Raw genomic sequence first — 24318 nt, 5'->3', positions numbered from 1 at the left:
AGCGCTTCCGGCCGCTGCGTGATTACAGCGGCCGGAAGCGCTTTCAAGGCTCAGACCCGCGCGGTGAGGGCAAGCCCGCACCACGCAGCTCAGATCACTTGTCGAGGGCCTTGGCGAAAGCCTCTTCCATGACGTCGAAAGCGTCGTCAAGCAGTTCGTCGGAAATGGTCAGCGGCGGCAGGAAGCGCAGCACATTGCCGAACGTACCGGTGGACAGAACAAGAACACCCTGTTCAGCACAGTACTTCACGACATCACCGGCGAGTGTGGGATGCGGTTCGGTGGTGCCTTCGACAACGAGTTCGATGGCCTGCATGGCACCGCGGCCGCGGATGTCGCCGATTTCAGCGAAGCGCGACTGCAGCTTGGTGCAGCGGTCAACCATCTTTTCGCCGATCTCAACAGCACGCTCAACGAGACCGTCCTGTTCGTAGGCTTCGATGGCGCCGAGAGCACCGGCAACGGCAGCCGGGTTGCCGGAGTAGGTGCCGCCCAGGCCGCCGCCGTGAACGGAGTCCATGATGTCGGCGCGCCCGGTCACTGCAGACAGCGGCAGGCCGCCCGCAATGCCCTTTGCGGTGGTGACGAGGTCAGGTGTGATGCCCTCCCATTCGGAGGCGAACATCTTGCCGGTGCGGGCAAAGCCGGCCTGGACTTCGTCGACTACAAAGACGATCCCGTTCTTCTGGGCGTACTCCTGCAGTGCCGGCAGGAAGCCTTCGGCGGGGACGATGAAGCCGCCCTCACCCTGAATGGGCTCGATGACGATGGCGGCGACGTCTTCAGCGCCGATCTGCTTATCGATCATGGTGGTGACGCGCTGTGCAGCCTCTTCACCGGACAGCTTGGTGCCATATGCGGCGTTGTCGCGGAAGGGGTAGGACATGGGTGCGCGGTAGACCTCGCCGGCAAACGGGCCGAAGCCCTTCTTGTACGGCATGGCCTTTGCGGTCATGGCCATGGTGAGGTTGGTGCGGCCGTGGTAGGCGTGGTCGAAGACGACAACCGCGTTGCGCTTGGTGTAGCTGCGGGCGATCTTGACGGCGTTTTCCACTGCTTCAGCACCCGAGTTCAGCAGCAGTGTGCGCTTTTCGTGGTCGCCGGGAGTCAGTCGGTTGAGTGCTTCGGCAACTTCGACGTACGCCTCGTAGGGGTTGACCATGAAGCACGTGTGGGTGAACGCCTCAAGTGCTTCCTTCGCACGGCTCACCACGCGCGGATTCGAGTTTCCGACGTTCGTGACCGCGATGCCCGCGCCCATGTCGATGATCTGGTTGCCGTCGATGTCTTTGAGGATTCCCCCACCGCCGGCGACGATGTATGCCGGCAGCGAACTGCCCACACCGGCGCACACGGCCGCTTTGCGGCGCTCTTCGAGCTCACGGGACTTCGGCCCGGGGATTTCGGTTACAAGTTTGCGTTCCTGCGGCAGGCTCTGCCCGCCCTGCTCCAACGTAGTCATGAGGTCAGTGTAGAACTCTCAGAACAGTCTGTGCTGACCGGCTCACCTGCCAAGCCGCCGCAGATCAGCTTCGCGGTTGATGTGCGGCACACCGGCACGGTTTTCACGTTTGTGGGCAACGATTTCTTCGACGATGGTAGGCAGCTTTTCGTCTTCGTCACCGGCAGCCAACAGCTGGGCGTCGACGCTGGTGCCGCGACGGATCAGCGCGAGTGCCACGGGCCCGTACTCGTAGTGGATCGCAGTTGAGGTCAGGTGCCCGATCACCCTCTCGGCGCCTCGAACTTCGGCATACACTTCCGCTCCGGGCCGCGGAATGGTGTGAGTCGAACCGTCGATGTGCAGGAACACCAGGCGGCGCGGCACCTGGCCCAGGTTGTGCACGCGGGCCACGGCCTCCTGGCCGCGATAGCAGCCTTTGGCCAGGTGCACGGCGGTGCGCAGCACGTCGAGTTCGCCCACGAGCGTTTTGCCGTCGACGTCCTGTGGTGAGGGACGCCAGTTCTCAATCCGCAGTGCTTCCCACGCGTCGCGGCCGGCAACGCCGTTCGGCTGCCATTGCTGCAGCTGATCGCGCGGGCAGAGCTGAATGCGCAGGTCGTGCGTGTGGCCCGGGTGGTCCGGCGAGGCCTGGTCCGAACCGAGGTCGACAGCGGCATACGAGGCGGAGCCGGCTCCCACTGCCGGCCAGGGATCGTCCCACTCGGCTTGGGAGGGCAGTCCTTCCGGGGCGGGCCCGACGGTGCCGACGCATTGGAACTCTGCGGACCGGTCGGTGATTTCTGCGCGCATCATGAAGCGCATCGAGTCCAGCCACTCCACGGCTTCTTCGCCGCCGGTTTCGAAGATCAGCCACAGGCTGTCCTCTTCTGCGATGATCCGCACCCAGTGTTCGATGTGCCCCGTGGCCGACAGGATGAGCGTTTCGGTGTTCGCACCCGCCGGAAGGTTCTCCAGCGACTGTGTTGTCAGGGAGTGCAGCCAGCGCAGGCGGTCTTCGCCGGTGAGCGTGTAGACGCGGAAGCTGGAGAGGTCGGCAACGGCACGGCCTGCTGCGAGGTCGCGCTGCTCTTTGAGCGGCATGCCGAAGTGCTGGACTTCGTCTGCGCGTTCGTCGATGCCGTAGACGGCGGCAGAGCGGGGGTAGCGAAGCGAGTTCACGGATCTCCTGACTGTTCGACGAGGGAATATTCGACGAGAAATCTTGCGAGGTGGTCTGTTCTGCCGTCAACCGCACGGCGAACAGAGCTGCTAGGAGGTGGTAAACGACACAGCGGAATCGAAAGTGTCGTAGGCGTCGCCCAGCACTTTCTGCGACTCGTGCAGTGACGAGCGCACCGGGCTCCACGCACCGGAGTCGTCGACGGCATTGAGCGTATCCCGCGCGCTTTTGAGCTTCCGCATGGCCTCCGGCGTTTCGGCTGCGGCCGGACCGAAGTCCTTCAGCGCGCCGAGCCGCTCAGTCAGCGACTGGCCGTCCTCGCCTTTGAAAACTGAGGTTGACTGAGCGAGCGTGACTGCGGTGGGTGCGGCCTCGTCTACGACGATGATGAACTGGTCGAGAATTGTGGCGACGATGCTGACGTTCTTTTCGACGTCGGTGGCCTTGCGCAGAACCGGCATGGGGAACATGTCGATTTCCTCCCGTGCCGCGTGCAGTTCCTCTGAGGCCTTCTGCCGCGAGGAATCGGCGTTCTGCGGGTCCTCGCGCAGGTCTTCGGCGAACTGTTGGGCCGCTTCGATCGCACTGTCCGCGTGGGTGCGCAGATTCTGATAGCGCACAGTGGCCATTGCCCCGATTGCCACGAGGAATCCGGCAATGATCGCAAGCACTGTGAACACCGAAGCAAATGCGGCCAAGCGCCGCCGTCGGCACTGCCTGCGCTCTTCGCGGATCGGATCTTCTGCCCTGCGCACGGGGTACGCAGCGGTGGGTTCGATCGTCATGGACTGACCGGTCAGGCGACCTTCTTCAGCCGCGCCGAAGCGTGGCTGCCCAGCGGGTTGCCGAGTGCGGCCATGTCCCACGCCCACAGAAGATCACCTTCGACCAGCCCGTACATGCGGGTGGAAGACTTGTATTCCTTCGATGTGGTGGTGCGGGCAACGAGGTCGGTCGCCAGGTCGATGCGCGGGCCTTTGACGCGGCCGGTGTAGAGCTCCATGATTCCGTGCGGCTGCACGATCGAGACTTCGAGTTCGAAGGCGTCGTCGTCTCCGCGCAGCTTTTCTACGGATTCGGCCGTGGTGTACGGGCTCTGCGCGGTGGGCACCATGAGTCCGGGGCCCGCATCGTGGGCTTCGCGCTTGCGCACCAGCTGCCAGATGCCGGTTTCCATGGTCAGCGTTTTGTCGATCTTGCCGTCAGCGTCAAGCGTGTACGCCTGCGCCGTGTAGTGCAGGAACGGAGCGCCGACAGGTGCGACGAAGTCGATGCGCTGGCCGAACTGGGTGTCGGGAGCGTCAGCGTAGCCGACGACTCCCACACCCTCCCAGGACCCGATGACCCATGCCAGCGGCACGAGCTCAGGAGCGAGGTCCGTAGGGATTTCGGTGACCATCAGCGGCGGCTCTTGAACAGGTTGGTGATGACCTTGGCTGCTATGCCGAAGGTGGCGAGGCCCGCGAGGGCAACGAGAACGGTGAAGAAGGTTTCGAGAACCACTAAGTTATCCATGACTTCAGTGTACCCAGGACGGCTGAGGACAGAAGACGCGCCCGCCGCTTCTCAGAAGGCCCGGCCCTGCCCCGGTCAGATCATGGGGAAGAGCAGCGGAATCTGGTCGAAGATGTACACGACCACCCCGCCGAGTGCGATCGGCGTTCCGCCCAGGGTGAGGTTGACGCCGACTTCGCGGACTTTGCTTCGATTGGGGCTGCGGCGGGGGCTGCGCGCGTGGAAGCGACCTGCGGCAATCGGGGCGAGCGCGCGGTCGACGGCCGCGACAAGACCGCCCAGAAGGACGCCCATGATGGCCGCCGAGGCGAGGGTCTGGGTGGGATACCACCAGGCGGAGTAGCCGATGAGCGCTCCGACCAGTCCGGCGATGATCGCCAACGGCGAGGTGAAGCGGGCGGGAAACGGCAGGATCGAGGCGCACTGGGCCAAGAAGATGGCGGCCAGCCCGATGATGATTGCCGATTTGTCACCGGGCAGTCGGAAACTGGCCGCCCAGGAGCACGCGGCAAGGGTCACGACGACTCCGGCCACCTGCGCTGAGACATTGGCCACTGCGTTTGAGGCTTCAATGCCGCGAGCCAGGTTCTGCACAAACGCCCACAGCAGCGCCAAACCGGTCAGCAGCGGCAGCCATTCCAGGTGCGGCGGGTAGATGCTCATCCACGTGGTGCCCATGCCCGCTATGCCGAACACGAACAGCATGATCGACGTCAACCAGCGCTGTGGGGAGTCCGTCAGGCGCGGCCAGCCGAAGGCGAGGACGCCCACGAGCGCGGCTGTTGCCAGGGCCACGGGGATGACGGCAACGGCCTCGCCGGCCAGCGGGTAGCTTCCCAGGAGGGATGTTGCCCCCAAAGCGAGCGCTCCGAACAAGGCCACGAGGGCGCGAAACCATCTGTACACGGCCCTATCGTCTCAGAGGGGGTTGCGTCTGCCTAATGGCGGTGTGACCGCGGCGCGTCTGCAGGCGTCCGCGCCGATATACTGTGTGCCGCGAAGACGGAAACCCGATCGCCGCGAAAGGTGGCTGCTGCTGTGTCTTGGGATATTCACTCTCCCGCCCGCGTCGACGGAAGCGTCCGCGAGCTCCTCGCGCAAGCGCAGCGGGCAGACGGTGTTCCCCCGCTGTCAGACGGCGTTCTCGATGCGGCCGATGCCACCGACACGACCGCCGTCGCGCTGGCTGACGGTTCGACCGTCGTCGGCTTCGGCATTGCCACGGGGCTGGGTTCCCGAGGTGCCGTCGAGTTCACCATCCACCCCGACTTCCGGGGCCGGGGGCTGGGCAAGAGGCTGTGGACTGAGCTGCTGGAGCGCCTGCGGGCTGAGGGCAGTCCGCACACCACGTGGGCGTGGTCGCACGGAAACCACCCGGCGGCCGCAGCACTTGCCGCCGAATACGGTTACACGCCGCAGCGCACCCTTCTGCAGCTGCAGACCCCGCGCACTGAAGATCTCGAACTGCCGCCGCTGGATCTGCCGCCGGGTGTTTCGCTGCGCACTTTTGAAACCGCTGACGAACAGCCGTGGCGGGACATCAACAATGCCGCGTTCTCCTGGCACCCGGAGCAGGCCGACCAGACCCTTGACGACATCCGCAAGCGCACCCGCAGCGCCGATTTCGACCCGCGGGATGTCATCATCGCCGAACAGGACGGCCGCGTCATCGGCTTCCACGACACCAAAATGCACCACAATCACGCCTCGGGCCTGATTGTGGGCGAGGTCTACGTCATTGCGGTTGACCCGGAGGTGCACGCGAAGGGCATTGGAAATGCGCTCATGGTCGCCGGTATGCGCGACATGATCGACCGACGCGGCGCGCGAATGCTCGAACTGTACGTAGAAGACGACAACGACAAGGCCCTCGGCCTGTACGACCGTTTGGGCTTCACACACCGCATTGAGCACATCAGCTACGCCCCGCCGTCCGCTGAGGACTCTTCCGACAAGACGCAGGGAGAAGGCTGATGTACGACGTCGCCGCCAGCGGGAAGAAGCACGACCTCCCTGAGCCGCGCGATCGCTACCTCGACCGCGAACTGTCCTGGCTGGCGTTCAACGAGCGCGTGCTGAGCATGGCAGACGACGCTGAAACCCCGCTTCTGGAGCGGGTGAACTTCCTGTCGATATTTGCGTCCAACCTCGATGAGTTCTTCATGGTCCGCGTGGCCGGCCTCAAACGCCGCATTGCCACCGGCCTGGCCGTGCCGTCTGTCACCGGCGCCCAGCCGCGGGCTGTTATGCGCTCCGTCAACAAGCACTCACGGGCATTGGCCAAACGCCACACGCGACTTTTTCTCGACGACATCAAACCCAAACTGGCCGGCCAGGGCATTCACTTTGTGTCCATGGACGAACTCAGTGCGCGCGAACGCAAGCACATTGACCGCTTCTACCGCAAGCGGGTCTTCCCCGTCCTCACTCCCCTGGCAGTCGACCCAGCTCACCCATTCCCCTATATTTCGGGGCTGTCGCTCAACCTCGGCATTCTGCTGCGCAACCCCGCCACGGGATCAGAGAGCTTTGCCCGTCTCAAGGTTCCCGGCCTGCTTCCCCGGTTCATCAACGTGTCGGAATCCCCCGACGGCAACCGGCTGGTCTCTCAGGCACACCCCGCCCGCTTCGTCGCGATCGAAGACCTTATCGCCACAAAACTCGACACGCTTTTCGAAGGCATGGAGGTCATCGGCTATTCGCTTTTCCGCGTCACCCGCAACGAAGACATGGAGGTCGAAGAGGACGAAGCCGAAAACCTCCTGAAGGCCCTGGAAAAAGAACTCAGCCGCCGCCGCTTCGGCCCTCCGGTCCGCCTGGAAGTCACCCACGACATCCATCCGCGCGTGCGCGCCCTGCTGCAGGACGAACTCGACCTCGCCGATTCCGAAATCATCGAGCTCGACGGCCCACTCGACCTCACGGGACTGTCGGTCATTGCCGATATCCCCCGCGATGACCTGCACTTCCCCCGGGCAGTCCCGCGCATGAACCGCGACCTCGCACCCACGGAAACCGCCGACCAGGTCGACGTTTTCGAAGCGACCGCCGAACGCGAAATCCTCCTGCACCACCCCTACGATTCGTTTTCCACATCCGTGCAGGCCTTCATCGAACAGGCAGCCGCCGACCCTCACGTGCTGGCGATCAAGCAGACCCTGTACCGCACATCGGGAGACTCCCCGATCGTCGACGCACTCATAGAAGCCGCCCACGCGGGCAAACAGGTTCTGGCAGTCGTTGAGATCAAGGCCCGCTTCGACGAAGAGGCCAATATCTCCTGGGCGCGCAAACTCGAACGCGCCGGAGTGCACGTGGTCTACGGACTCGTGGGGCTGAAGACCCACGCCAAACTGTGCCTGGTGGTGCGGCAGGAATCCGACGGCCTGGTGCGCTACTCACACGTGGGCACAGGAAACTACCACCCCAAAACCGCTCGCGGCTACGAAGACTTCGGCCTGCTTTCACGCGATCCGGCTCTGGGCGAAGACCTCTCGAAGCTGTTCAACAAGCTCTCCGGCTATTCGCCCCGCTCGGACTACCAGCGGCTCGTGGTCGCCCCGCAGTCCGTGCGCACCAGCCTTCTGCACCTGATCAACCGCGAAACCGAAAACGCCCGTGCGGGCAAACCCGCCCGGATCCGCATCAAGGTCAATTCGATCGTCGACGAAGCAATCATCGACGCCCTCTACCTGGCCAGCCGGGCCGGTGTTCAATGCCAGATGTTCGTGCGCGGCATCTGCGCTATCCGACCCGGAATCAAAGGGCTGAGTGAAAACATCGAGGTGCGCTCCGTCCTCGGCCGCTACCTTGAGCACTCCAGGGTATTCTCGTTCCTCAACGAGGGGAACACCGAAATGTGGATCGGCTCGGCTGACCTCATGCACCGCAACCTCGACCGGCGCGTCGAAGCGCTCGTCGAGCTCAAGTCCCCCGAGCACATCAAAAAGATCGACGCCCTGTTCGTCCGGGCTTTCGACCCGGCAACGGAGTGCTTCGTCCTGGGGCCTGCGGGAGTGTGGAGGCACATCGACCGCTCACCCGACGGTGAGAAGCTCTCCAACTACCAGGAACTGACCATCGCCGACTACCGCCGTCGTCCAGGAGAGCGCCCGTGAGTCCCACTCCGGTAGCCAACGCGGGCGAATCCGCCAGGATCAGCGCCGATGTTTTTGCCGCAGGCGCGGTTCTGTGGCGCGACTTCACCGGCCAGCTGGAAGTCCTGCTCATTCACCGGCCCAAGCACAAAGACTGGTCCTTCCCCAAGGGGAAAGTCGACAAGGGCGAAACACTGCCCGAAGCCGCGGTGAGGGAAGTCCGAGAAGAGACAGGCTACATCGTCCATTTGGGCCTGCCGCTGCCAGACGCCCGCTACACGGTGGGCAAAAAGCTCACCAAGCACGTCAAGTACTGGTCCGCTGAAATCACGACCACCCAAATGCCGATGGCCGCCAACCCCAAAGAAGTCGACGAGGGCCGCTGGCTGCCCATAGACCAGGCCATCAAAAAAGTCTCCCGACACGCGGACCGCGAACAGCTCGAAAAGCTCAAACTCGCCTACTCGACCGGTTCGCTGCGAGCCTGGCAGTTCATCATCGTCCGCCACGCAAAGGCATTTCCCCGCTCCAAATGGCACGAAACCGAGGCGCTGCGGCCGCTGCTGGCCATCGGCACCCGTCAGTCGATGGCGCTGACGGGACTTCTGGGCGCTTGGAACATCCCCCGCCTGCTGTCCAGTCCGTGGAAGCGGTGCACCGCATCTCTCAAGCCGTTTTCCGCCGGGCGCGGACTGAAGATCGCAACCAACCGCTGGCTGTCGGAAAAAGCCAACACCCACAAGCCCGAGAAGACCGTCAAGGTGCTCAAGAAAGTGTTTGCGCGCGGCCAGACGACGGCTGTCTGCTCACACAGGCCGGTGCTGCCGACCTTCCTGGAAGTCGTTGCCGAATACTGCGTCCCCGGCCTGGCCGAGAAGCTTCCACAGAAAGACCCGTATCTCAGCCCGGGCGAAATCCTCGTGGCCTACGTGCGGCCGGGATCCATTCCGAAGATTGTCGACTTCGAGCGCTTCCGCCCGATCGACTCCTGAGAACGACTGTCCGACCGACCGGCTCGAACCGACCAAACAGCAGATGCAGACGGGCACAATAGTCGCTTGAAAGCCCTTATGTGGCGGGGAACACCGCGCCCGCACAGAGGTTCACCTTCCGTTAACCTTAAAAGTTCCTGGACGTTACACGAGGTGCCTAACTTTTGAAGAGCACTGAGGGAAAACCTACCCTGTGACCTCGAAAGAAAGGCACTCTTGTGAAGCTCACACGCCTCGCACCTGCCGCAGCCGCATTCGCCGCAGCTGCCATCACCCTGTCCGCCTGCGGCGGAGGCTCCGCCACTGGAGAATCCCAGAACAGCAACGAAGGCGGAGAACAGGTCTCCGGCGAACTCGTCGGCATCGGAGCATCCTCGCAGAAGGCTGCCATCCAGTCTTGGACCACTGACTTCACCGGACAGAACTCCGGCGCAACCGTCAACTACTCGCCCGACGGCTCCGGCGCAGGCCGCAAGCAGTTCCTGGCCGGCAAGGCTGACTTCGCCGGTTCGGACGCCTTCATGGACGACGAAGAAATCAAGCAGGCCGAAAAGGTCTGCGGTGACGGCGGAGCCTTCGAATTCCCCGTCTACATTTCGCCGATCGCCATTGCCTACAACCTCGAAGGCGTTGACGAACTCAACCTCGACGCTTCCACCGCTGCGAAGATCTTCGCAGGCAAGATCACCAAGTGGAACGACAAGGCCATCGCCGACCTCAACCCGGACGCAGACCTGCCTGACACCAAGATCACGGCCGTCCACCGCTCCGACGAATCGGGCACCACCAAGAACTTCACCGACTACCTCAACAAGGCAGCCGGCGATGACTGGAAGGACGAAGCAGCCGAAGAGTTCCCGAAGGAAGCCGGTGGCGAAGCCGCACAGGGCACCGACGGCGTTGTCTCGCTCGTGACTGAAACCGACGGCGCAATCGGCTACGCAGACGCTTCCGCTGTCTCCGACGACCTGGGCACCGCCAAGATCAAGGTCGGCGACGACTTCGTGGAATACACCCCCGAAGCAGCAGCCAAGGTTGTTGACGCATCCCCCGTCGCCGAAGGCCGCGGCGAAGGCGACATCGCCGTTGAACTCGAACGCGACACCGAAGAGGCCGGCGCCTACCCGATCGTCCTCGTGTCGTACCACATCGTGTGCTCGAGCTACGACAGCCAGGAGAAGGTCGACCTCGTCAAGGCGTGGGAAAGCTTCGTCGTCAGCGAAGAAGGCCAGAAGTCGGCAGCCGAGAGCGCAGGTTCGGCACCGATCTCGGCTGACATGCGCGACAAGGTCACCGAAGTCATCGAAAAGATCGAAGTCAAGAAGTGATCTCACGCCGGTCTGAGGCTTTCTCAGACTGAGCATCAGGGCTGTGCGGCTGTTCGGGACGGACTCCGAACAGCCGCACAGTCCCTTGAATTACCTACCCACACCACAGGAGCTCTCTTGTCTACTGCAGCAGACACACAAGCCTCTGCTCCGGAATCGAAGAAATCCCGCACGGTTGTGCGCCCCGGCGACCGCATCTTCTCGGCCGCAGCGCTCAGCGCTGGCGTCTTGATCCTTGCGATTCTCGCCGGAGTTGCGTTCTTCCTGCTTCTTCAGTCAACGGACACCATCAAAGCATCGTTCGACGACCCCTCGCAGATCAGCGGCGGGCGCGGCTTTTTGCCCTACGTCTTCCCGCTCATCATCGGCACACTCATCTCAGCCGTCATCTCGCTGATCCTCGCAACCCCCTTCGCAATCGGCATTGCGCTGTTCACCACGCACATGGCCCCGCGCAAACTCGCACCGTTCCTCGGCTACACGATTGACCTGCTGGCGGCCATTCCCTCCGTCGTCTACGGCCTGTGGGGCCTGGCACTGTCGGGCAACCTCGTAGGCCTCTACACCTGGCTTGCCAAGTACCTCGGATGGATTCCGATCTTCGCCCCCGACGCCGACGGCGCAATTTCCCAGACGGGCCGTACGCTTCTGACCGCAAGCTTCGTTCTGTCGATCATGATTCTTCCGATCATCACCTCGCTGGTCCGCGAAGTGTTCCTCCAGACCCCGCGTCTGCAGGAAGAAGCCGCACTGGCCCTGGGCGCAACCCGTTGGGAAATGATCCGCATGGCAGTTCTGCCCTTCGGCGTATCCGGCATCGTATCCGCCGTCATGCTGGGACTCGGCCGTGCACTCGGCGAAACAATGGCCGTTGCCATGGTCCTGTCGTCCGGTGGGCTGATCGTTTCGCTGCTCCTGTCGGGCAACCAGACGATCGCAGCCGAAATCGCCCACAACTTCCCAGAGGCCGCAGGTCTGCGACTCTCTGAACTCATCTCGATCGGGCTGGTCCTGTTCGCCATCACGCTGGTGGTCAACATGACGGCACGCTGGATCGTCGCTCGCACGACCGTGAAGGGGCAGTGATGAACACGCAAACACGAACCGCTGACAAGACCCGCGGTGCATCGCACCTGGTGACCAAGCGACTGCCCAAGCGCGCACCGCTGTACGTTGCCGCAGGCTCCATCATTCTGGCGATTGTTCTCACACTCGTCATCGCCCACGGCTTCAACATTCCGCTCGCCGCGTTTCTCGCCGGCGTCATCAACCTGGCCGTGATCGTCGGATGGTCGTGGTCGGTTGAAGGCCGCCGCAAAGCTGTAGACCGCGCCGCTACAACACTCGTGACCTCGTCCTTCGCGCTGGCCCTCATTCCGCTCATCTCGCTTCTGTGGATGTCGATTGAAAAAGGCGGACCGGTCATTGTCGAAAACTCCACCCTCCTGTCCCGCTCCATGGAAGGCATGAAGGGCGTCTACGACAAGGACTTCGCCGCAGGACAGGGCGACCTGCTGGGCGGCTTCTACCACGCCATCATCGGCACCCTGCTCATCACGCTGTTTGCGGCACTGATCTCGATTCCGATCGGCATCATGTGCGCCGTCTACCTGGTGGAATACTCAGGCGGCAAAAAGGCCGGTGCACTTGGCCGTTCGATCACGTTCTTCGTCGACGTCATGACGGGCATCCCGTCGATCGTCGCCGGTCTGTTCGCCTTCTCCCTGTTCTCGACCGTCATCGGACTCGTCGCACCCGACAGCCTCACAGCAGCGAAATCGGGTATAGCAGCGTCCGTGGCCCTGTCTGTGCTCATGATCCCGGTCGTCGTGCGCAACACCGAAGAGATCCTTCGCCTGGTCCCCCACGACCTTCGCGAAGCCTCCTACGCGCTCGGCGTTCCCAAGTGGAAGACAATCGTCAAGATCGTCCTGCCCACCGCGATTTCGGGCATCCTCTCCGGCATCACCATCGCCATTGCCCGCGTCATCGGCGAAACAGCACCGATCATGGTGACCGCCGGCTTCGCGGCGAGCGTCAACTGGAACGTGTTCTCCGGCTGGATGTCCACCCTGCCGACGTTCATCTACGACTCCGTGACCCGACCGACCGCACCGGGCAGCGCAGCAATCGCTTCGGTTGACCGCGCATGGGCGGCAGCCCTCGTGCTCATCATCATCGTGATGGTGCTCAACCTCGGCGCGCGCATCATGGCAAAGGTTCTGGCCCCCAAGGCCGGCCGCTGACCGACCAGCACAACAGACAAGACTTAAAGCCGGCTTCCACCTCGTGAGCTCAGTCGGCACCCCGCCTGCCGGGGAAACGGCACAAGCCGAAACAGATTTTTGGAGGAAACGTGTCCAAGCAGATCGACATCGAAGATCTCAACATCTTCTACGGCGACTTCCGCGCTGTCGAAGGCGTGTCCATGACCATCGAACCGAAGTCCGTCACCGCGTTCATCGGGCCTTCGGGCTGCGGTAAGTCCACCGTGCTGCGCACGCTGAACCGCATGCACGAAGTCATCCCCGGCGCCAGCGTGCAGGGCTCTGTCAAAATGGACGGCAAAGACATCTACGGCCCCGGCGTTGACCCCGTCAACGTGCGCCGCGAAGTCGGCATGGTGTTCCAGAAGGCCAACCCCTTCCCCACCATGTCGATCAAAGAAAACGTGCTCGCCGGAGTTCGCCTGAACAACAACAAGCTTTCGAAGTCCGAAGCCGACGACCTCGCCGAACGTGCGCTGCGCGGCTCGAACCTGTGGGAAGAAGTCAAAGACCGTCTGGATAAGCCCGGTTCGGGCCTTTCCGGTGGTCAGCAGCAGCGTCTGTGCATTGCACGCGCAATCGCCGTCGAACCGGAAGTCCTGCTGATGGACGAACCGTGTTCAGCTCTTGACCCGATCTCCACACTGGCCATTGAGGACCTCATCAACACCCTCAAGGACGAATTCACCGTCGTTATCGTCACCCACAACATGCAGCAGGCCGCCCGCGTTTCGGACAAGACCGCGTTCTTCAACATCGCGGGCACCGGCAAGCCCGGCAAGCTCATTGAGTTCAACCAAACATCGGATATCTTCTCCAACCCGGACAAGGAAGAAACGCAGAACTACATCTCCGGTCGGTTCGGATGATCTGCGGCTGAAACAGCCCGCCTGCTCCGCTTGTTGACGGTGCAGGCGGACGGCTTCTAGCAGGCCCACAGGGTCTGAACCACACAGTCTGAGGCGTTCACCGAGGAGTTTCTGGGTAGGTTCTCCCTTTGGACGGCTCATCTCCCGCGGGGGTGGAAGGATCTAGTCCTCCTTCCACCCCCGCATTCTTATTGTCTCCGGGCAGACAACGGGCCTATGCTCGGCCTTCAGGAAGCTGGTCGGGCCCGGAAGCGCGATCATTTCAGGTCGGAGGCGGTGAGCAGAGTTGGCGGCCCTCATTCTGACGCTTGCAGCGGTGTTCGGGCTCGTGATTGCGGCACATGCTGTTGGTGCCGGGACAGCAGTCTTTGCCTGCACTGTAACCCTCTTGGCGTTCGGTCTGGCGCCTTTCGCAGGAGGTTCTCTGCAGCGCCGCATTCCCGAGTCCGTGTGGGCTCGTCTGTCGCTTTCTCGCAGTGCCGCCCGACGCTGCGGGGTCGACGTGTTCAACACCGCTCTGTCTGCAATCCGGTGGAACAAGCACGTCATGGCGATGAGGAGAGGCAGTTCGGGGCTGTCAGCAGAACATCTGAATCCGCGGCACATACAAGCAGCTGCGGTCGGCCACGCGTGGGCCGCCACCGGTGATTTGAGCCTTACCGCCCCGCGGGATAAACTGATGAGGCGCATGTGCGCGGGCCTCTAGCTCAGTTGGTAGAGCAACGGACTTTTAATCCGTGGGTCGTGGGTTCGATCCCCACGGGGCCCACTTTTTTATGCCCGCACCGGGTCAGCACTTCTGCCGTCTAGGGGGATATAGAGCCGAAGACTGCGATTTTGCCTCTATATTCCCCTAGCGGGCAGAGTTCGCTTAAGACAGCGGCCTGCAGAAGGCCCCGGCGGACGGTGTCTTATTTCTTCGATCCCACGACCGCGAGCAGGCCGCCGATAATGGCCGCGTTCTTGTAGAACTGAGTCTTCTGATTGGCCCTCTGGCCTTCGTCTTCTTCCTTCCAGAAGGCGTGGCCTGCAACCGTTGTGGGAATCAGCGAGCCGGCGAGCAGCGCCGCCGAGGTCTTCGGCAAAAGCCCCAGACCCAGCGTCACACCGGCCGCAGCCTGGATACCGCCGTTGATGCGCACAGCAAGCTCATCGTCCTTAGGGATCAGCGGAATGTACTCCCGCATAACGTCGAGAGTCGGCCCTGCCATCTGGGGTCGGGGTCCCGGCTCCTTGACGGCAGCGATGCCGTTGACGACGAACAGCGGAGCGATGGCCAAACGGCCAGCGGTGCGCGCAAGAGCGTTGAACATGCGTCCTCTTTCAGTAGCGTGCAATCTGTTTGCAGCTTCAACCCTACGCTCGCGACGGCAAGTTCTGCCCCGTTTACACAAGCTTCCATTTGATGCGGGTGTTCGCTTTGCGCGGCGGCACGACCTTCACCGGCAGCGGTTTCGCAAGCTCGAACTCATAGCCGCCGTTGTCGATTGCCTGCCCTGCTCGCATTCGAGCCTCGTCATCGTCAATGTTGAAGTTGTTGTCCTCCAGCCACTTCTTCCAGCTGTACACCTGCCCGCGAATGGGGCCTGGCAGGTTCTTGGGACGGACGGGCTGATCCTCGTAGCGCTGCACACCGTGCGGAGTGTCGACATCAATGCACACAGAGTTCAAACGGCTGTCAGCGACATCGCCCACCGTGCGGAATCTGCGTGTATCCCGCCGCACACGAACTACGCGAACCACGCCGTCAACAGCATCGGAGCGCAAGCCGATCGGCGCTCTGCCGGGTGACAGGCGATACACGATGACTGCGCAGAGCACAAGCAGCGCCACAATCGCGAGGAAACCGCCCCCGGCAGACAGCAGGACCTGCATGAGATCACTGCTCATGGTGCTGCCTTCGTGACAGGCGATTCATGCGGTGCGAACGGCGCCTCATGCCGGGCGGAGCACGAAACGCTGCACCAGGTGCACAAGCAGCGCGCCGAGTGCCGCAGCGAGCACGAACACAGCACCGGTCGCAATGTCCATCAGCACTCCCGTCGACAGGTTCCACGGCGTGAACAGCGCGTAGTAGACCGACAGGAGAACGGGCACACCAAGAACGGCGACAGCGTGGCGGATCCACCCGCCTTCACCCGACCACAGGTGCACAGCAGCCGCGGCGACACCGGCTAGGAGGGGGCTGAGAAGGTTGAGGAACATCAGCGACCCGAACGGCAGAATCAAGCCCAAGACGAAGTCAATCGCAATAAAAACAGCTGCGCCGACGACCCACGCGCGGATTATGTCCATGGCTCACTTCCCCGGTTTGAGTTCAACCGAATCGGCAATTTCCTTCAGGAGGTCCTCGTCGAGCGTCTTTTCCTGGCCGGCGATTTCGATGGTCACAACCTTGTAGGTCTGCGGATCAGTCATGAGGATCCAGCGGCCGCGCATTGGCGAATCGCTGTCAGACACATAGGTGAAATCGGCAGTGAAACCTCGGAAGGCCCCGGGGATTTCAGCTTTCTGCCGCTTACCGCCCTTCCAGTCTGACCCATAGAAACCCCCGACCTGTGCGCGCGTGGCCAGCTCGGCCTCGACAACGTCCGGGTGAGGCGAGTCATTGATCTCAGGTGCCATGCGGACGCGGATCGTAGGGCTGTCAGCGGAATCGTCGTAGCCTTCGGTCCAGTCCCCGTCAAAGTCCTCTTCGGGGCTCTTCACCCAGCCTTCGGGAACTTTGAGGCTGACTTGACCGAGCATTACGTCCTGCATGCCGCCCTTATTCTGTCCCTGGATCTGAGAAGCACCGCCCGACTCCTGCTTCCCCTGTGGGGATTCTGAACTGCCGCAGGCGGCCATCGACAGCGTGAGAGCTGCTGCCGCGCAGGTCAGAGCGGTCTTCTTCAGTGCTGGTTTCAAGCCGGGTGTCCTTTCGGTTATTTCAGACAGTCCGCGTTGTCCTGGACATTGCGCTTGCCTTCCCGTATAGCCTCAGCATACTCGGATTTGACCAGGCGGTAGCCGGTTTCCTCGCCGCTGGCCTCTCCGCCGATCACACCGAAATCGAAGGAATCGCCGATGAGCTTCTTATCCACTTCGTAGACGTTCCGCGACAGTTGGCTGTTGTTGTAGATGGCGTTCTCGCCCTTGCCTTCGCCGGGCCCGTTCTTCATCATGTCTGCCAGGTTGACGGGCTTAGGGTTCTTGGTGATGCGGTCAAACGCAGCGTTTCTGTCCTCTTCGGTCATCTGCGAGAAGTCCATGTCCATGTCGTACCACTCTTCGGTGACTGCGTCGCCGCCGAGGCCGAAGCTGAAGTTGTCGTTCTCGTGCGAGTCTGTGGCACCACCTGACTCGTCGCTCTTGCCGTTCACTTTGAACTTGTTTCCACTGGTCTTCGCCTGGCGGACCTTGAGGCCGACCAGTTCGTGGTTCTCGTCGAACTTATAGGTGATGGACTGTTTGCGCTTGAGGTCATTGCGAGCTTCGCCCCCGACTGTCTTAGGCGTCTGGTCGTCCGGGAGCCCGGGCAGCGAGTTCGGTATGTCTGCCTTTACGTCAGCGTTTGCCCCGAATTCACGTCCGTAGCCGGTGTCCAGCGAAATGCTGTAGCTGCCGTCCTGGTTTGTCTCGACGCCGAACTGGCCGTTGAACCCGCTGCCGAACTGGCCGCCGATCTTGGTCTCCAGAGCTTCTGCAATATCAAAGCCCAGGTTCCCACTGACATTGGCATTGCCGCTGATTTCGCCCGTGTAGCTCTTGGAATCAGGATCCCGCGGCGGCGTCGGACCATTGGTCAGTCCGGCAAACAGTCGACCGCCGAAGCCGAACGTCGCGTCGTCAGCCATGTTGTAGTAGACCCAGTCACGCAGCTGCTCTTCCAGATCCCCGGCTTCAGCTTCGTTGTCAACCTCCCAGGTATCGCCCTGTTCGAAGCCGATGTTGATCTTGGCTTCAGCTTCGAGTGCGGCTTCTGCGTCCGTGCCCTTGATTTCCGTGCCGACGTCGACACCCTTGCCGGCACCGCCTTCTACTGCCGAGGTCAAAGTCATGGTGTGTTTGCCCTCGCTGTTGACGTCGTGCTGCAGCGCCCAGCCTCCGCCGAGCTCCCATACGCCGGCTTTGCCGGTAATGCTGCCGGACTGTGATGCACGGGATACCGTGCAGGCGGGCACAGCGTCATTGGGATTCTGCGCTTCAGGAGCTGATTCACCGCCCTCGCCGGAGCCTTCACCGCCGCATTCTCCGCCGAAGATATTGCAGATTCCGTCCTGGAATCCCTTGGTCACTGTCGGCTGCGACGAAACCGGCACAGCAACGAGCACCGAGATGATCGCAGAGGCGATCAGGGCAGTCGCCATGTACTCGACGGAGGCAATGCCGCGCTCGCTCCAGCTCTTCAGAGAACGGCACCGCTCGTCTGAAGAGCGGCGCGACAACGGTGAAAGGACTGTCATGGACGACACAATAGAGCAAGAGTCCCACAAGCAGAACGGCACAGGGGCCCACCGTGAGGCCCAGCTGGCTCACATAGAAGCACCAGCGAGCACGCAGACTAGGAGTGCTGCAACAAGCATCGACGGTCCGAAGGCAATATGCACGTTCTTGAACCTGCGTTTGGCCACCGCGACCACCAGACCGTGCACAACCCCGATTACAAGCGTGAGAACCAAGGTCAGAACCACCACGCGCCACCCGTACCAGCCGACAAGAAGCCCGATGGCCACCGCAAGTTTAACGTCGCCGAAGCCCAAGGACGCTGGCGCAAAAACGAACATTGCGAAGAAAACGGCGCTCAGCAGAACTGCCCCGAGACACGCCTGAATCATCCGGTCGCCCGTACTGTCCATGACCGCAGCGACGCAGCTGGCAGCGAACACCACCAGCGCAAGGGGAATGACAACAACATCGGGCAGTCGACGCTCCACAAGATCCACCCAGATCAAAAGCGGAACAGCCAGAGCGAACAGCACCACGGCCAGCCGGTGCCAGCCGTCGCCCGAGCCCACGCACAGCCACATCACAGCTGAAAGCACTGCTGTTGCGACCGCACACAGCACCCAACCGCGGGGTGTTGAGTGCGCTGGATCGGCAAACAGTCGGCGGGTCGAGAGCCAGCGGCTGAAGGCCCCGGGACGAGATTCGGTCATCGACGTGTCCTCCTGCGCTGATGGAAGCCCGCTGCCCTGCGGTCGAGCCTGTACTCGACCCTAGGCCACACAGCTGCAAGAGCCATGCCGCAGAGCACGGACAGCACCGACCAACCGAACATAAAGGCAGCTTGCACATAGATGGAATGTTCAGCCTCGACCGCCCAGCGCGAACTGGCTGCATAAGCCAGCCCAGTGCCGATGAGCACGATCACCACATGAGCCGCCAAGAGATTGACCGCGCACGTGAGACGCGAAGCTGACAGCCTGCGGATCGCAACTGTGAATGCGCCGTCAATGCACGCGTGCAGAACCAGCGAACAGATGAGCACGAGTGCCGATGCCGCACCAGCCCCCAGCAGGGCAGAGACCGTCGGAACAGTCATGAGGCTGAGGGCAAGAGCCGCGAGCAGGCCGACCAGATGAAAGGCTGCGGCGAAAATGACAATAGACGGAAATAGGCGCAATGCCGTCACTTCGCTTCGTCGACAGACCCGTCGTCGGGCTCACAGTTCACAAAGGGCTCGATGCTGTCTTCGGGGCGCTTCAAATCCATCGCCTGTCCCTTCTTGAGGCGCGGATTGAACTTTTCGGCACCGGCCTGCGTCGGCACTCCCGTGGCCAGCACGAGGGTGTCCTGCACCGTCAGCGGACCTCCCCCCGGGTTGTTGTATTCGGTTTCGACGAGCACGGCCTCTGACCGCAACTGGCGCGCAAGCAGGTCCGTGGCGAAGCGTGGGCGGTCCTTGCGTGCTGACTCAGCCGCACGGTATTCGCGGTTCGGAAGCGCACGGAAACGCTGCCCGCCAACGCTGCGCACGCCCGGCATCGCGGCCTCGAACGCGCGAACATTCTTCTCTACAGTCAGATCGAGCGTGTACGAGCGCATCGCGAATCTGCGCCCGTCAATGCCTTCCGCATTCATCTTGCCCACCGAGGGGCTGGTGCCGGTGAGGACTCGCAGGTCCCATCCTTCCCGGGCAGGCCCGTACAGGGTCAGGCTGACCGGAGCGCCGTCTTCCCCGTAGCCGGTGCTGATGACAACGTGGTGATCGATTCCCACCCACTGGGCGAGCCCAGTCAATCGCGCACCTGCGGCGTGCGGGAATTCGACAGCCTGCACAGCGGTATAGCCGCCGTCGCGCCTTTCGCTGACCACAACGTTTCCGTCATCTGATCGAGCCACGTCCGAGGTGTCGCTCGACTGAGTCTGGGAACCGAGACCCACTTTGTCGAGGGCTTGGAATACTGCATGCGTCGGGCCTGACACACCTGGGCCCCACACGCGGTCCGCAGCCTGTAGTTCAGCCTGATTGCGGCCGACAAGCCAACGCAGAGCACCGCGGGCTGTGGAGAACCGGTGCAGCTGCAGGCCGTCGCCGCTGTCTCCGGTGACCGCCGCAGTGCCGTCGGCAAAATACCGCAGACCCTTGCCGCCGGTCTGCTCGTAGTAGACCGGCGTGCTGGTCTGGCCGCTGACGATGGCGTTCGTGTTAACAGCACACGCGTTCGTCATAGCTTCAGATGTACGACACGAGCCGAGCGTTTCACACGCCGCGGCCTGCGCACCGAAGCCAAGCTGCGGGGCAACAGGGATGATTGCTCCGCTCGCAATTCCGATGACTGCCAGAGCCGCAATCACTGCGGGCTGCAGCCTGCCGAACAGCCTCATTCCTGCTCGCCGCGAAGAATGTCTTCGATCGGCAGCGGCCACGTGCCGCTGTTGGCAATGCGCAGAGTCAGGTTCTTACGGTTGAGAACCTCGGCCGGGAACATTGAATACATCGGCGCAGGCTCCGCGAAGAGTCGATCCACTGTGGCCACACCTTCGGTGCACAGGCAATCGGCATCTCCGCCGGTGACCGGCAGGAACTGCTCACCGGTGTCTTCGTCAATCAAAGACACATTGCTGCCGGAAGGCGCACCACCATAGCCGTAGGCGTTGAGACCGAAATGCAGGGATTTGTTCACCATGCTGTTCCCGATGAACAGAGCGGGCGCGGATTTCGGATCGCCCTCTGCCGGCGCGAAGGCGTAGTCAAGGCGCGCATACCGGCCGTCTGCCTCCAGCCCGCGAACGTCGATGCGCAGGTCAGTGCCCGGGTCCCTGTTCGGCTGCTTCAGAAGCGCCGAGGCTTCAGCGCCATCGGCTGTTTCGGTTTCTTTCATCCTGGGGGCGTTGGGAAGCTTCTGCCCGGCATCGATTTTCGCATCGGCTCCGTCACTTGGCTTGTAGTCAAAGGACACCCGGCGGTTCTGCTTGCGGTTCTCCTCAATCGGATCGCCCTCGGCAGTTCTGTTCGGAACCAGCGGCTGCTTTTCGCCCCGTCCTTCTGTCTTCAAGGTGATGTCCGCACCGTCAAGCTGCTTCCCGATGGCCTTTTCGACTGATTCGGCTCGCTCTTCGGACAGCTTCTGATTGTAGTCTTCTTCGCCTTGGTCATCTGTGTGCCCGACAATCGTCACCGTCTGGCCCGCGGCACTTTCGCGCAGCGTCTTCGCTGCTTCGCCGAGGACCTTGTCGCCCTCTGCGGTGATTTTGCTGGAATCGAAGTCAAACAGAACATCTGAAGTCACGGACAGCTGAAGCTGATCACCTTCGTGCGTCTGCCGAGATCCCGTGACGTTCTTGATGGTCTCCTGCAAAGGCAGCACAGCCCGCTGCGCATCCTCGCTGCCGTACTGCTCAGGTGGAGCTTCTTTGAATTCGGCTTTGTCAGGGACCGGGTTGGCAAAGGGAGTGCCCGAGCTGATCGGAAGGGCTGTTGTCGGCAACGCGTGTTCGCCCATCATCACGCGAACCTCTTTGGACTCGGGGGCGGGAAAATCAACCCAGAACAGTTCGATTGCGTCTTCCCGCGGCTCGAAGTGGGTTCTGCTCATGGTGCGAGAACACAGGCACGCGTCTTTGCGATCGTAGGATCCCGGTTCAACATCGGCTTCCTGCAGCGGCTCGTAGAGCTTGCCGCCTTCTTCATCCACCAGGCGAATCCAGGGCGACTGAATAAAGGGCTTCCGCCCGGCCGCCAGAATCTCAGAACCTGCGGAAGGTCCGTCGGATGACCGCAGCCACGCTCCGACTAGCCGGACAGTGTCCCCGTCTTTGTCGAGGGACAGAATACGGGCGCGCGACTTCGTCATGATATCGCCGTCGGCACCGCCGTGCGGGACTGAGAAGTCAACCGAGGCGATGCCCGCAAGCTGCGGATCGCTGAAATAGCCGCTGTCGTCAACTGGCTGCTGTGAAGACTTCGGCCTGTCGGCCCTGTGCCCGTCTGCACCATCCTCTGAGTCACCCCCGAGTGAGCAGCCTGACAGTACCAGCAGTGATGCCAAACAAACAGAAGCCGCGATCCTCAAACGCATCAGAGACTCTCCTTACCCGCTTCCAGGCCGAACAACAGGCCTTTGCGCAACGGCTCGGACACTCTCAAAGCTACCATCATTTACTCCGCCTGCCGTAGTTGTTCCTGCGCTGCTCACACTCAGCGAGGTCAGATGGACAGCCCTGAACCCCCTGGGACCCCCAGCTCTATTTCAGGCCCATTTGGACTCAAGCGGGACCTGGGCGCCGCAAGTGGACCAGAAGTGCTCACCCAAGCGGGTTTGCCGGGGAAGTCTCACTCTGAGTGAACACCGTCCACTTCCTTCTAACAGCCCGTGAAACCCCGCTTCTGCGCCCGCGGGTCCGGCCCACCGGGTCCAGCCCCCTGGGTCTTGAAGCGCCGAGTACTGCACCTTAGACTCAGGTTCGTGATTTTTCGGTGACTACTGTGTCCCGTATCACCGCTCAACAGCTTTCAGCTAATGTCCTTAACTTCGACATACGTCAGCATTTCAAAAAGAGGGAGATGTTCCGTGACTGATCACCGGGTCCTGCTTCCTGAAAACGTCTGGAGTTTTGACGGGACTATTGAAAGCGCTGCTGCCGCAATCAAGCGCGCAGGCGCAAACCTGCCGCTGTTCATCCTCGACGCCAGTGATCGAAGCGGAGAACTGCTCATCGGCCAGGCGCGTGCAGCCCGCGCCGATTCCGAGCTGATCGCAGTTTCCAGCGGCCTGGGTCCCCTGGGCCGCGCGTGCTTGGCAGATTTCGCGCGTCAGCTGGCACCGGCACACGATCCGGGCCTCATAGTGGCCGTGCTCCGGGAAATTGAGCGCGCCGCTCGGAACTTCGTCATCACGGGCAAACCGGGCGGCCTCAAACGCCCCAACCCCAATATTTGGCAGCATCTCGCGGGGATCCTCCCCTCCCGGACCGCCATCGCAGAGCTGAACGGCAGCGTAAAAACCTTCGGCCGCAAGGGAATCCCCTCAAGCGCAGCAGGCGGCTTCGCCCTGCACAACATGGCACTTCATTCGACGGTGCCGCAGGATGAGGCCGGCGCGTGCCGAACACTTCTCGACGAATTCTGTCGAATCGCGGCACCGGCACAGTACGCGGCCCACCCTCAGCTGACAGAAGCCCAATCGGAATGGTGGGGCCCGCACGACGCTGTCGAAATCGTCGCGGTGCCCGCGGACATCTCACCGGTCATCGCCGCGGTGAAGCAGAAAGCGCGCACCTGCCCCTGGTGTCAGCTTTCGACACTCAGCGATGTCTGCAGCTACTGCTCTGCACCGGGAACCGCCGCCCATCCCATCCCGCGCTCCACCCTCAAAGGACAGTTCGCATGAATCCTCGCCAGCGTCGCGGCGTCATCACCCTCGTCATCGCCGCCATCGGCGCAATCGCTGTTTTCCTCGGCGTAGTCGCCTACGTCGGATCCGTCAACGCCGAGGTCGGGCCCCGCGTAACTGTTTACAAAGCGGCCGCCGACATCGACACCTACCAGACGATCAACCCTGAGGAAGACGTCGAAAAGATCGAGATGCCGGAAAAGTACGTGACCTCGCTCATGGTCACCTCGCTTGACCAGCTGGCGGGACAGAAAGCGCGAACCGACATCACAAAGGGCTCGATCCTGCAGACAGACTCACTGACTCCTGTTTCGGCACTCGAAGACGGGGAGCGCGAAGTCACCATCAGCTTTGACGCCGCAGCCGGCATCAACGGCCGCGTCCAGCCCGGCGATGTCGTCGATGTCGTCGCCGCCTTTGCCCGTGAACGCGACGACGAGCCCGGCGGCCAGGACTACCGCAGGGCCGATATCCCCTACAACGTTGCCGGTGTTCTCGTCTCCAACGCCGAAGTCGTAGCGGTGGGCAAAGCTGCACCCGACATCGACGTCCAGGGCAACCAGGGTGCTGGTGAGGCCGCGATCGAAGGTGTTGCCGAGAAAGTTGCTGTGACCTTTGCCGTGCCCGTCAAGGATGCCGCTCGGCTGTCCTACGGAGAAAGCTTCGCGGTGTCCATGCGACTGCTCCGTTCGGGCAACAACGAGACGGGGTCCAAGACCAAATCCCGCGACAAGTCGTTTGAAGACCCGGATCTGCCGCCGGCTCTTGGATCGACGCGCAGCAAGTGACCGGTGCGGAAGCACACAGG

Annotated in this window: 23 protein-coding genes and 1 tRNA gene; 10 read left to right on the top strand and 14 right to left on the bottom strand. The window is 62.3% G+C overall.

The window, feature by feature from the left end; genetic code table 11:
- Nucleotides 1-94: 94 nt before the first annotated feature.
- The 5 genes from gabT to GC119_RS06680 form a co-directional block, all read right to left on the bottom strand.
- Entirely contained in the window at nucleotides 95-1462 is a 1368-nt protein-coding gene (gabT, locus tag GC119_RS06700) for a 4-aminobutyrate--2-oxoglutarate transaminase (RefSeq protein WP_070777559.1), read from the bottom strand.
- A gap of 42 nt (nucleotides 1463-1504) precedes the next feature.
- The gene (locus GC119_RS06695) at nucleotides 1505-2623 is read right to left on the bottom strand and encodes a YgfZ/GcvT domain-containing protein (RefSeq protein ID WP_070574877.1); all 1119 of its coding nucleotides are present in this window, start codon (nucleotides 2621-2623) and stop codon (nucleotides 1505-1507) included.
- A 90-nt stretch (nucleotides 2624-2713) separates the two neighbouring features.
- Complete coding sequence (locus GC119_RS06690) at nucleotides 2714-3409, bottom strand: hypothetical protein (protein WP_151952764.1); 696 nt, start codon at nucleotides 3407-3409, stop codon at nucleotides 2714-2716.
- Between the two features lie 11 nt (nucleotides 3410-3420).
- The gene (locus GC119_RS06685) at nucleotides 3421-4023 is read right to left on the bottom strand and encodes an FABP family protein (protein WP_070574882.1); all 603 of its coding nucleotides are present in this window, start codon (nucleotides 4021-4023) and stop codon (nucleotides 3421-3423) included.
- Nucleotides 4024-4214: 191 nt separating this feature from the next.
- Entirely contained in the window at nucleotides 4215-5045 is an 831-nt protein-coding gene (locus GC119_RS06680) for an ammonia permease (protein WP_226829330.1), read from the bottom strand.
- Between the two features lie 132 nt (nucleotides 5046-5177).
- On the opposite strand from GC119_RS06680, the gene mshD reads away from it, so the two are divergent.
- The 8 genes from mshD (at nucleotide 5178) to GC119_RS06640 (ending at nucleotide 14461) form a co-directional block, all read left to right on the top strand.
- Complete coding sequence (mshD, locus tag GC119_RS06675) at nucleotides 5178-6113, top strand: mycothiol synthase (RefSeq protein WP_176745910.1); 936 nt, start codon at nucleotides 5178-5180, stop codon at nucleotides 6111-6113.
- Nucleotides 6113-8257 (top strand): RNA degradosome polyphosphate kinase, encoded by a 2145-nt coding sequence (locus GC119_RS06670; protein ID WP_070574891.1) that lies wholly within the window; start codon nucleotides 6113-6115, stop codon nucleotides 8255-8257. Before mshD ends, GC119_RS06670 begins: the two co-directional genes overlap by 1 nt.
- On the top strand, nucleotides 8254-9228 hold the full coding sequence (locus GC119_RS06665) for an NUDIX hydrolase (protein ID WP_070574894.1): 975 nt from the start codon (nucleotides 8254-8256) through the stop codon (nucleotides 9226-9228). Before GC119_RS06670 ends, GC119_RS06665 begins: the two co-directional genes overlap by 4 nt.
- A gap of 218 nt (nucleotides 9229-9446) precedes the next feature.
- The gene (pstS, locus tag GC119_RS06660; protein ID WP_070574896.1) at nucleotides 9447-10556 is read left to right on the top strand and encodes a phosphate ABC transporter substrate-binding protein PstS; all 1110 of its coding nucleotides are present in this window, start codon (nucleotides 9447-9449) and stop codon (nucleotides 10554-10556) included.
- 117 nt (nucleotides 10557-10673) lie between these two features.
- A complete protein-coding gene (gene pstC, locus GC119_RS06655) occupies nucleotides 10674-11642 on the top strand; it encodes a phosphate ABC transporter permease subunit PstC (RefSeq protein WP_070574899.1) in 969 nt (322 codons plus the stop codon).
- A complete protein-coding gene (gene pstA, locus GC119_RS06650; protein ID WP_070574901.1) occupies nucleotides 11642-12802 on the top strand; it encodes a phosphate ABC transporter permease PstA in 1161 nt (386 codons plus the stop codon). Before pstC ends, pstA begins: the two co-directional genes overlap by 1 nt.
- Before the next feature lie 110 nt (nucleotides 12803-12912).
- Nucleotides 12913-13692, top strand: a complete 780-nt coding sequence (pstB, locus tag GC119_RS06645; RefSeq protein WP_070574904.1) for a phosphate ABC transporter ATP-binding protein PstB — start codon at nucleotides 12913-12915, stop codon at nucleotides 13690-13692.
- A 696-nt stretch (nucleotides 13693-14388) separates the two neighbouring features.
- Nucleotides 14389-14461: transfer RNA gene (locus tag GC119_RS06640), tRNA-Lys, on the top strand.
- 142 nt (nucleotides 14462-14603) lie between these two features.
- Here the strand turns inward: GC119_RS06640 and GC119_RS06635 are convergent.
- The 9 genes from GC119_RS06635 to GC119_RS06595 form a co-directional block, all read right to left on the bottom strand.
- Nucleotides 14604-15005, bottom strand: coding sequence for a DoxX family protein (locus GC119_RS06635; RefSeq protein ID WP_070777560.1), 402 nt, complete (start codon nucleotides 15003-15005; stop codon nucleotides 14604-14606).
- A 73-nt stretch (nucleotides 15006-15078) separates the two neighbouring features.
- Entirely contained in the window at nucleotides 15079-15582 is a 504-nt protein-coding gene (locus GC119_RS06630) for a hypothetical protein (protein ID WP_070777561.1), read from the bottom strand.
- 45 nt (nucleotides 15583-15627) lie between these two features.
- Entirely contained in the window at nucleotides 15628-15987 is a 360-nt protein-coding gene (locus GC119_RS06625; protein ID WP_070777562.1) for a hypothetical protein, read from the bottom strand.
- A gap of 3 nt (nucleotides 15988-15990) precedes the next feature.
- Nucleotides 15991-16599, bottom strand: coding sequence for a hypothetical protein (locus GC119_RS06620; protein WP_070777563.1), 609 nt, complete (start codon nucleotides 16597-16599; stop codon nucleotides 15991-15993).
- 17 nt (nucleotides 16600-16616) lie between these two features.
- Entirely contained in the window at nucleotides 16617-18137 is a 1521-nt protein-coding gene (locus GC119_RS06615; protein ID WP_141759567.1) for a hypothetical protein, read from the bottom strand.
- A gap of 69 nt (nucleotides 18138-18206) precedes the next feature.
- Nucleotides 18207-18830 (bottom strand): prepilin peptidase, encoded by a 624-nt coding sequence (locus tag GC119_RS06610; RefSeq protein ID WP_070574926.1) that lies wholly within the window; start codon nucleotides 18828-18830, stop codon nucleotides 18207-18209.
- On the bottom strand, nucleotides 18827-19216 hold the full coding sequence (locus GC119_RS06605) for a hypothetical protein (RefSeq protein WP_141750222.1): 390 nt from the start codon (nucleotides 19214-19216) through the stop codon (nucleotides 18827-18829). The genes GC119_RS06610 and GC119_RS06605 overlap by 4 nt, the downstream gene beginning before the upstream one ends.
- Nucleotides 19217-19302: 86 nt before the next feature.
- Complete coding sequence (locus GC119_RS06600; RefSeq protein ID WP_070777565.1) at nucleotides 19303-20502, bottom strand: hypothetical protein; 1200 nt, start codon at nucleotides 20500-20502, stop codon at nucleotides 19303-19305.
- The gene (locus GC119_RS06595) at nucleotides 20499-22196 is read right to left on the bottom strand and encodes an OmpA family protein (RefSeq protein WP_151952763.1); all 1698 of its coding nucleotides are present in this window, start codon (nucleotides 22194-22196) and stop codon (nucleotides 20499-20501) included. Before GC119_RS06595 ends, GC119_RS06600 begins: the two co-directional genes overlap by 4 nt.
- A gap of 492 nt (nucleotides 22197-22688) precedes the next feature.
- Between GC119_RS06595 and GC119_RS06590 the strand changes: the two genes are divergently transcribed.
- Together GC119_RS06590 and cpaB are read left to right on the top strand one after the other, a co-directional pair.
- Entirely contained in the window at nucleotides 22689-23507 is an 819-nt protein-coding gene (locus GC119_RS06590; RefSeq protein ID WP_070574940.1) for a hypothetical protein, read from the top strand.
- Nucleotides 23504-24298 (top strand): Flp pilus assembly protein CpaB, encoded by a 795-nt coding sequence (gene cpaB, locus GC119_RS06585; protein ID WP_070574943.1) that lies wholly within the window; start codon nucleotides 23504-23506, stop codon nucleotides 24296-24298. Before GC119_RS06590 ends, cpaB begins: the two co-directional genes overlap by 4 nt.
- Nucleotides 24299-24318 lie beyond the last annotated feature (20 nt).

The sequence above is a fragment of the Brevibacterium sp. Marseille-P9724 genome, from assembly GCF_902500275.1.
Lineage (GTDB): Bacteria > Actinomycetota > Actinomycetes > Actinomycetales > Brevibacteriaceae > Brevibacterium.
This window is presented reverse-complemented; position numbering and strand designations above follow the sequence as displayed.

Coding starts and splice junctions, on each gene's coding strand:
- gabT (WP_070777559.1), bottom strand. CDS start 1,462: ATGACTACGTTGGAGCAGGGCGGGCAGAGCCTGCCGCAGGAACGCAAA.
- GC119_RS06690 (WP_151952764.1), bottom strand. CDS start 3,409: ATGACGATCGAACCCACCGCTGCGTACCCCGTGCGCAGGGCAGAAGAT.
- GC119_RS06685 (WP_070574882.1), bottom strand. CDS start 4,023: ATGGTCACCGAAATCCCTACGGACCTCGCTCCTGAGCTCGTGCCGCTG.
- GC119_RS06670 (WP_070574891.1), top strand. CDS start 6,113: ATGTACGACGTCGCCGCCAGCGGGAAGAAGCACGACCTCCCTGAGCCG.
- pstA (WP_070574901.1), top strand. CDS start 11,642: ATGAACACGCAAACACGAACCGCTGACAAGACCCGCGGTGCATCGCAC.
- GC119_RS06635 (WP_070777560.1), bottom strand. CDS start 15,005: ATGTTCAACGCTCTTGCGCGCACCGCTGGCCGTTTGGCCATCGCTCCG.
- GC119_RS06630 (WP_070777561.1), bottom strand. CDS start 15,582: ATGAGCAGTGATCTCATGCAGGTCCTGCTGTCTGCCGGGGGCGGTTTC.
- GC119_RS06625 (WP_070777562.1), bottom strand. CDS start 15,987: ATGGACATAATCCGCGCGTGGGTCGTCGGCGCAGCTGTTTTTATTGCG.
- GC119_RS06615 (WP_141759567.1), bottom strand. CDS start 18,137: ATGACAGTCCTTTCACCGTTGTCGCGCCGCTCTTCAGACGAGCGGTGC.
- GC119_RS06610 (WP_070574926.1), bottom strand. CDS start 18,830: ATGACCGAATCTCGTCCCGGGGCCTTCAGCCGCTGGCTCTCGACCCGC.
- GC119_RS06605 (WP_141750222.1), bottom strand. CDS start 19,216: ATGACTGTTCCGACGGTCTCTGCCCTGCTGGGGGCTGGTGCGGCATCG.
- GC119_RS06600 (WP_070777565.1), bottom strand. CDS start 20,502: ATGAGGCTGTTCGGCAGGCTGCAGCCCGCAGTGATTGCGGCTCTGGCA.
- GC119_RS06595 (WP_151952763.1), bottom strand. CDS start 22,196: ATGCGTTTGAGGATCGCGGCTTCTGTTTGTTTGGCATCACTGCTGGTA.
- cpaB (WP_070574943.1), top strand. CDS start 23,504: ATGAATCCTCGCCAGCGTCGCGGCGTCATCACCCTCGTCATCGCCGCC.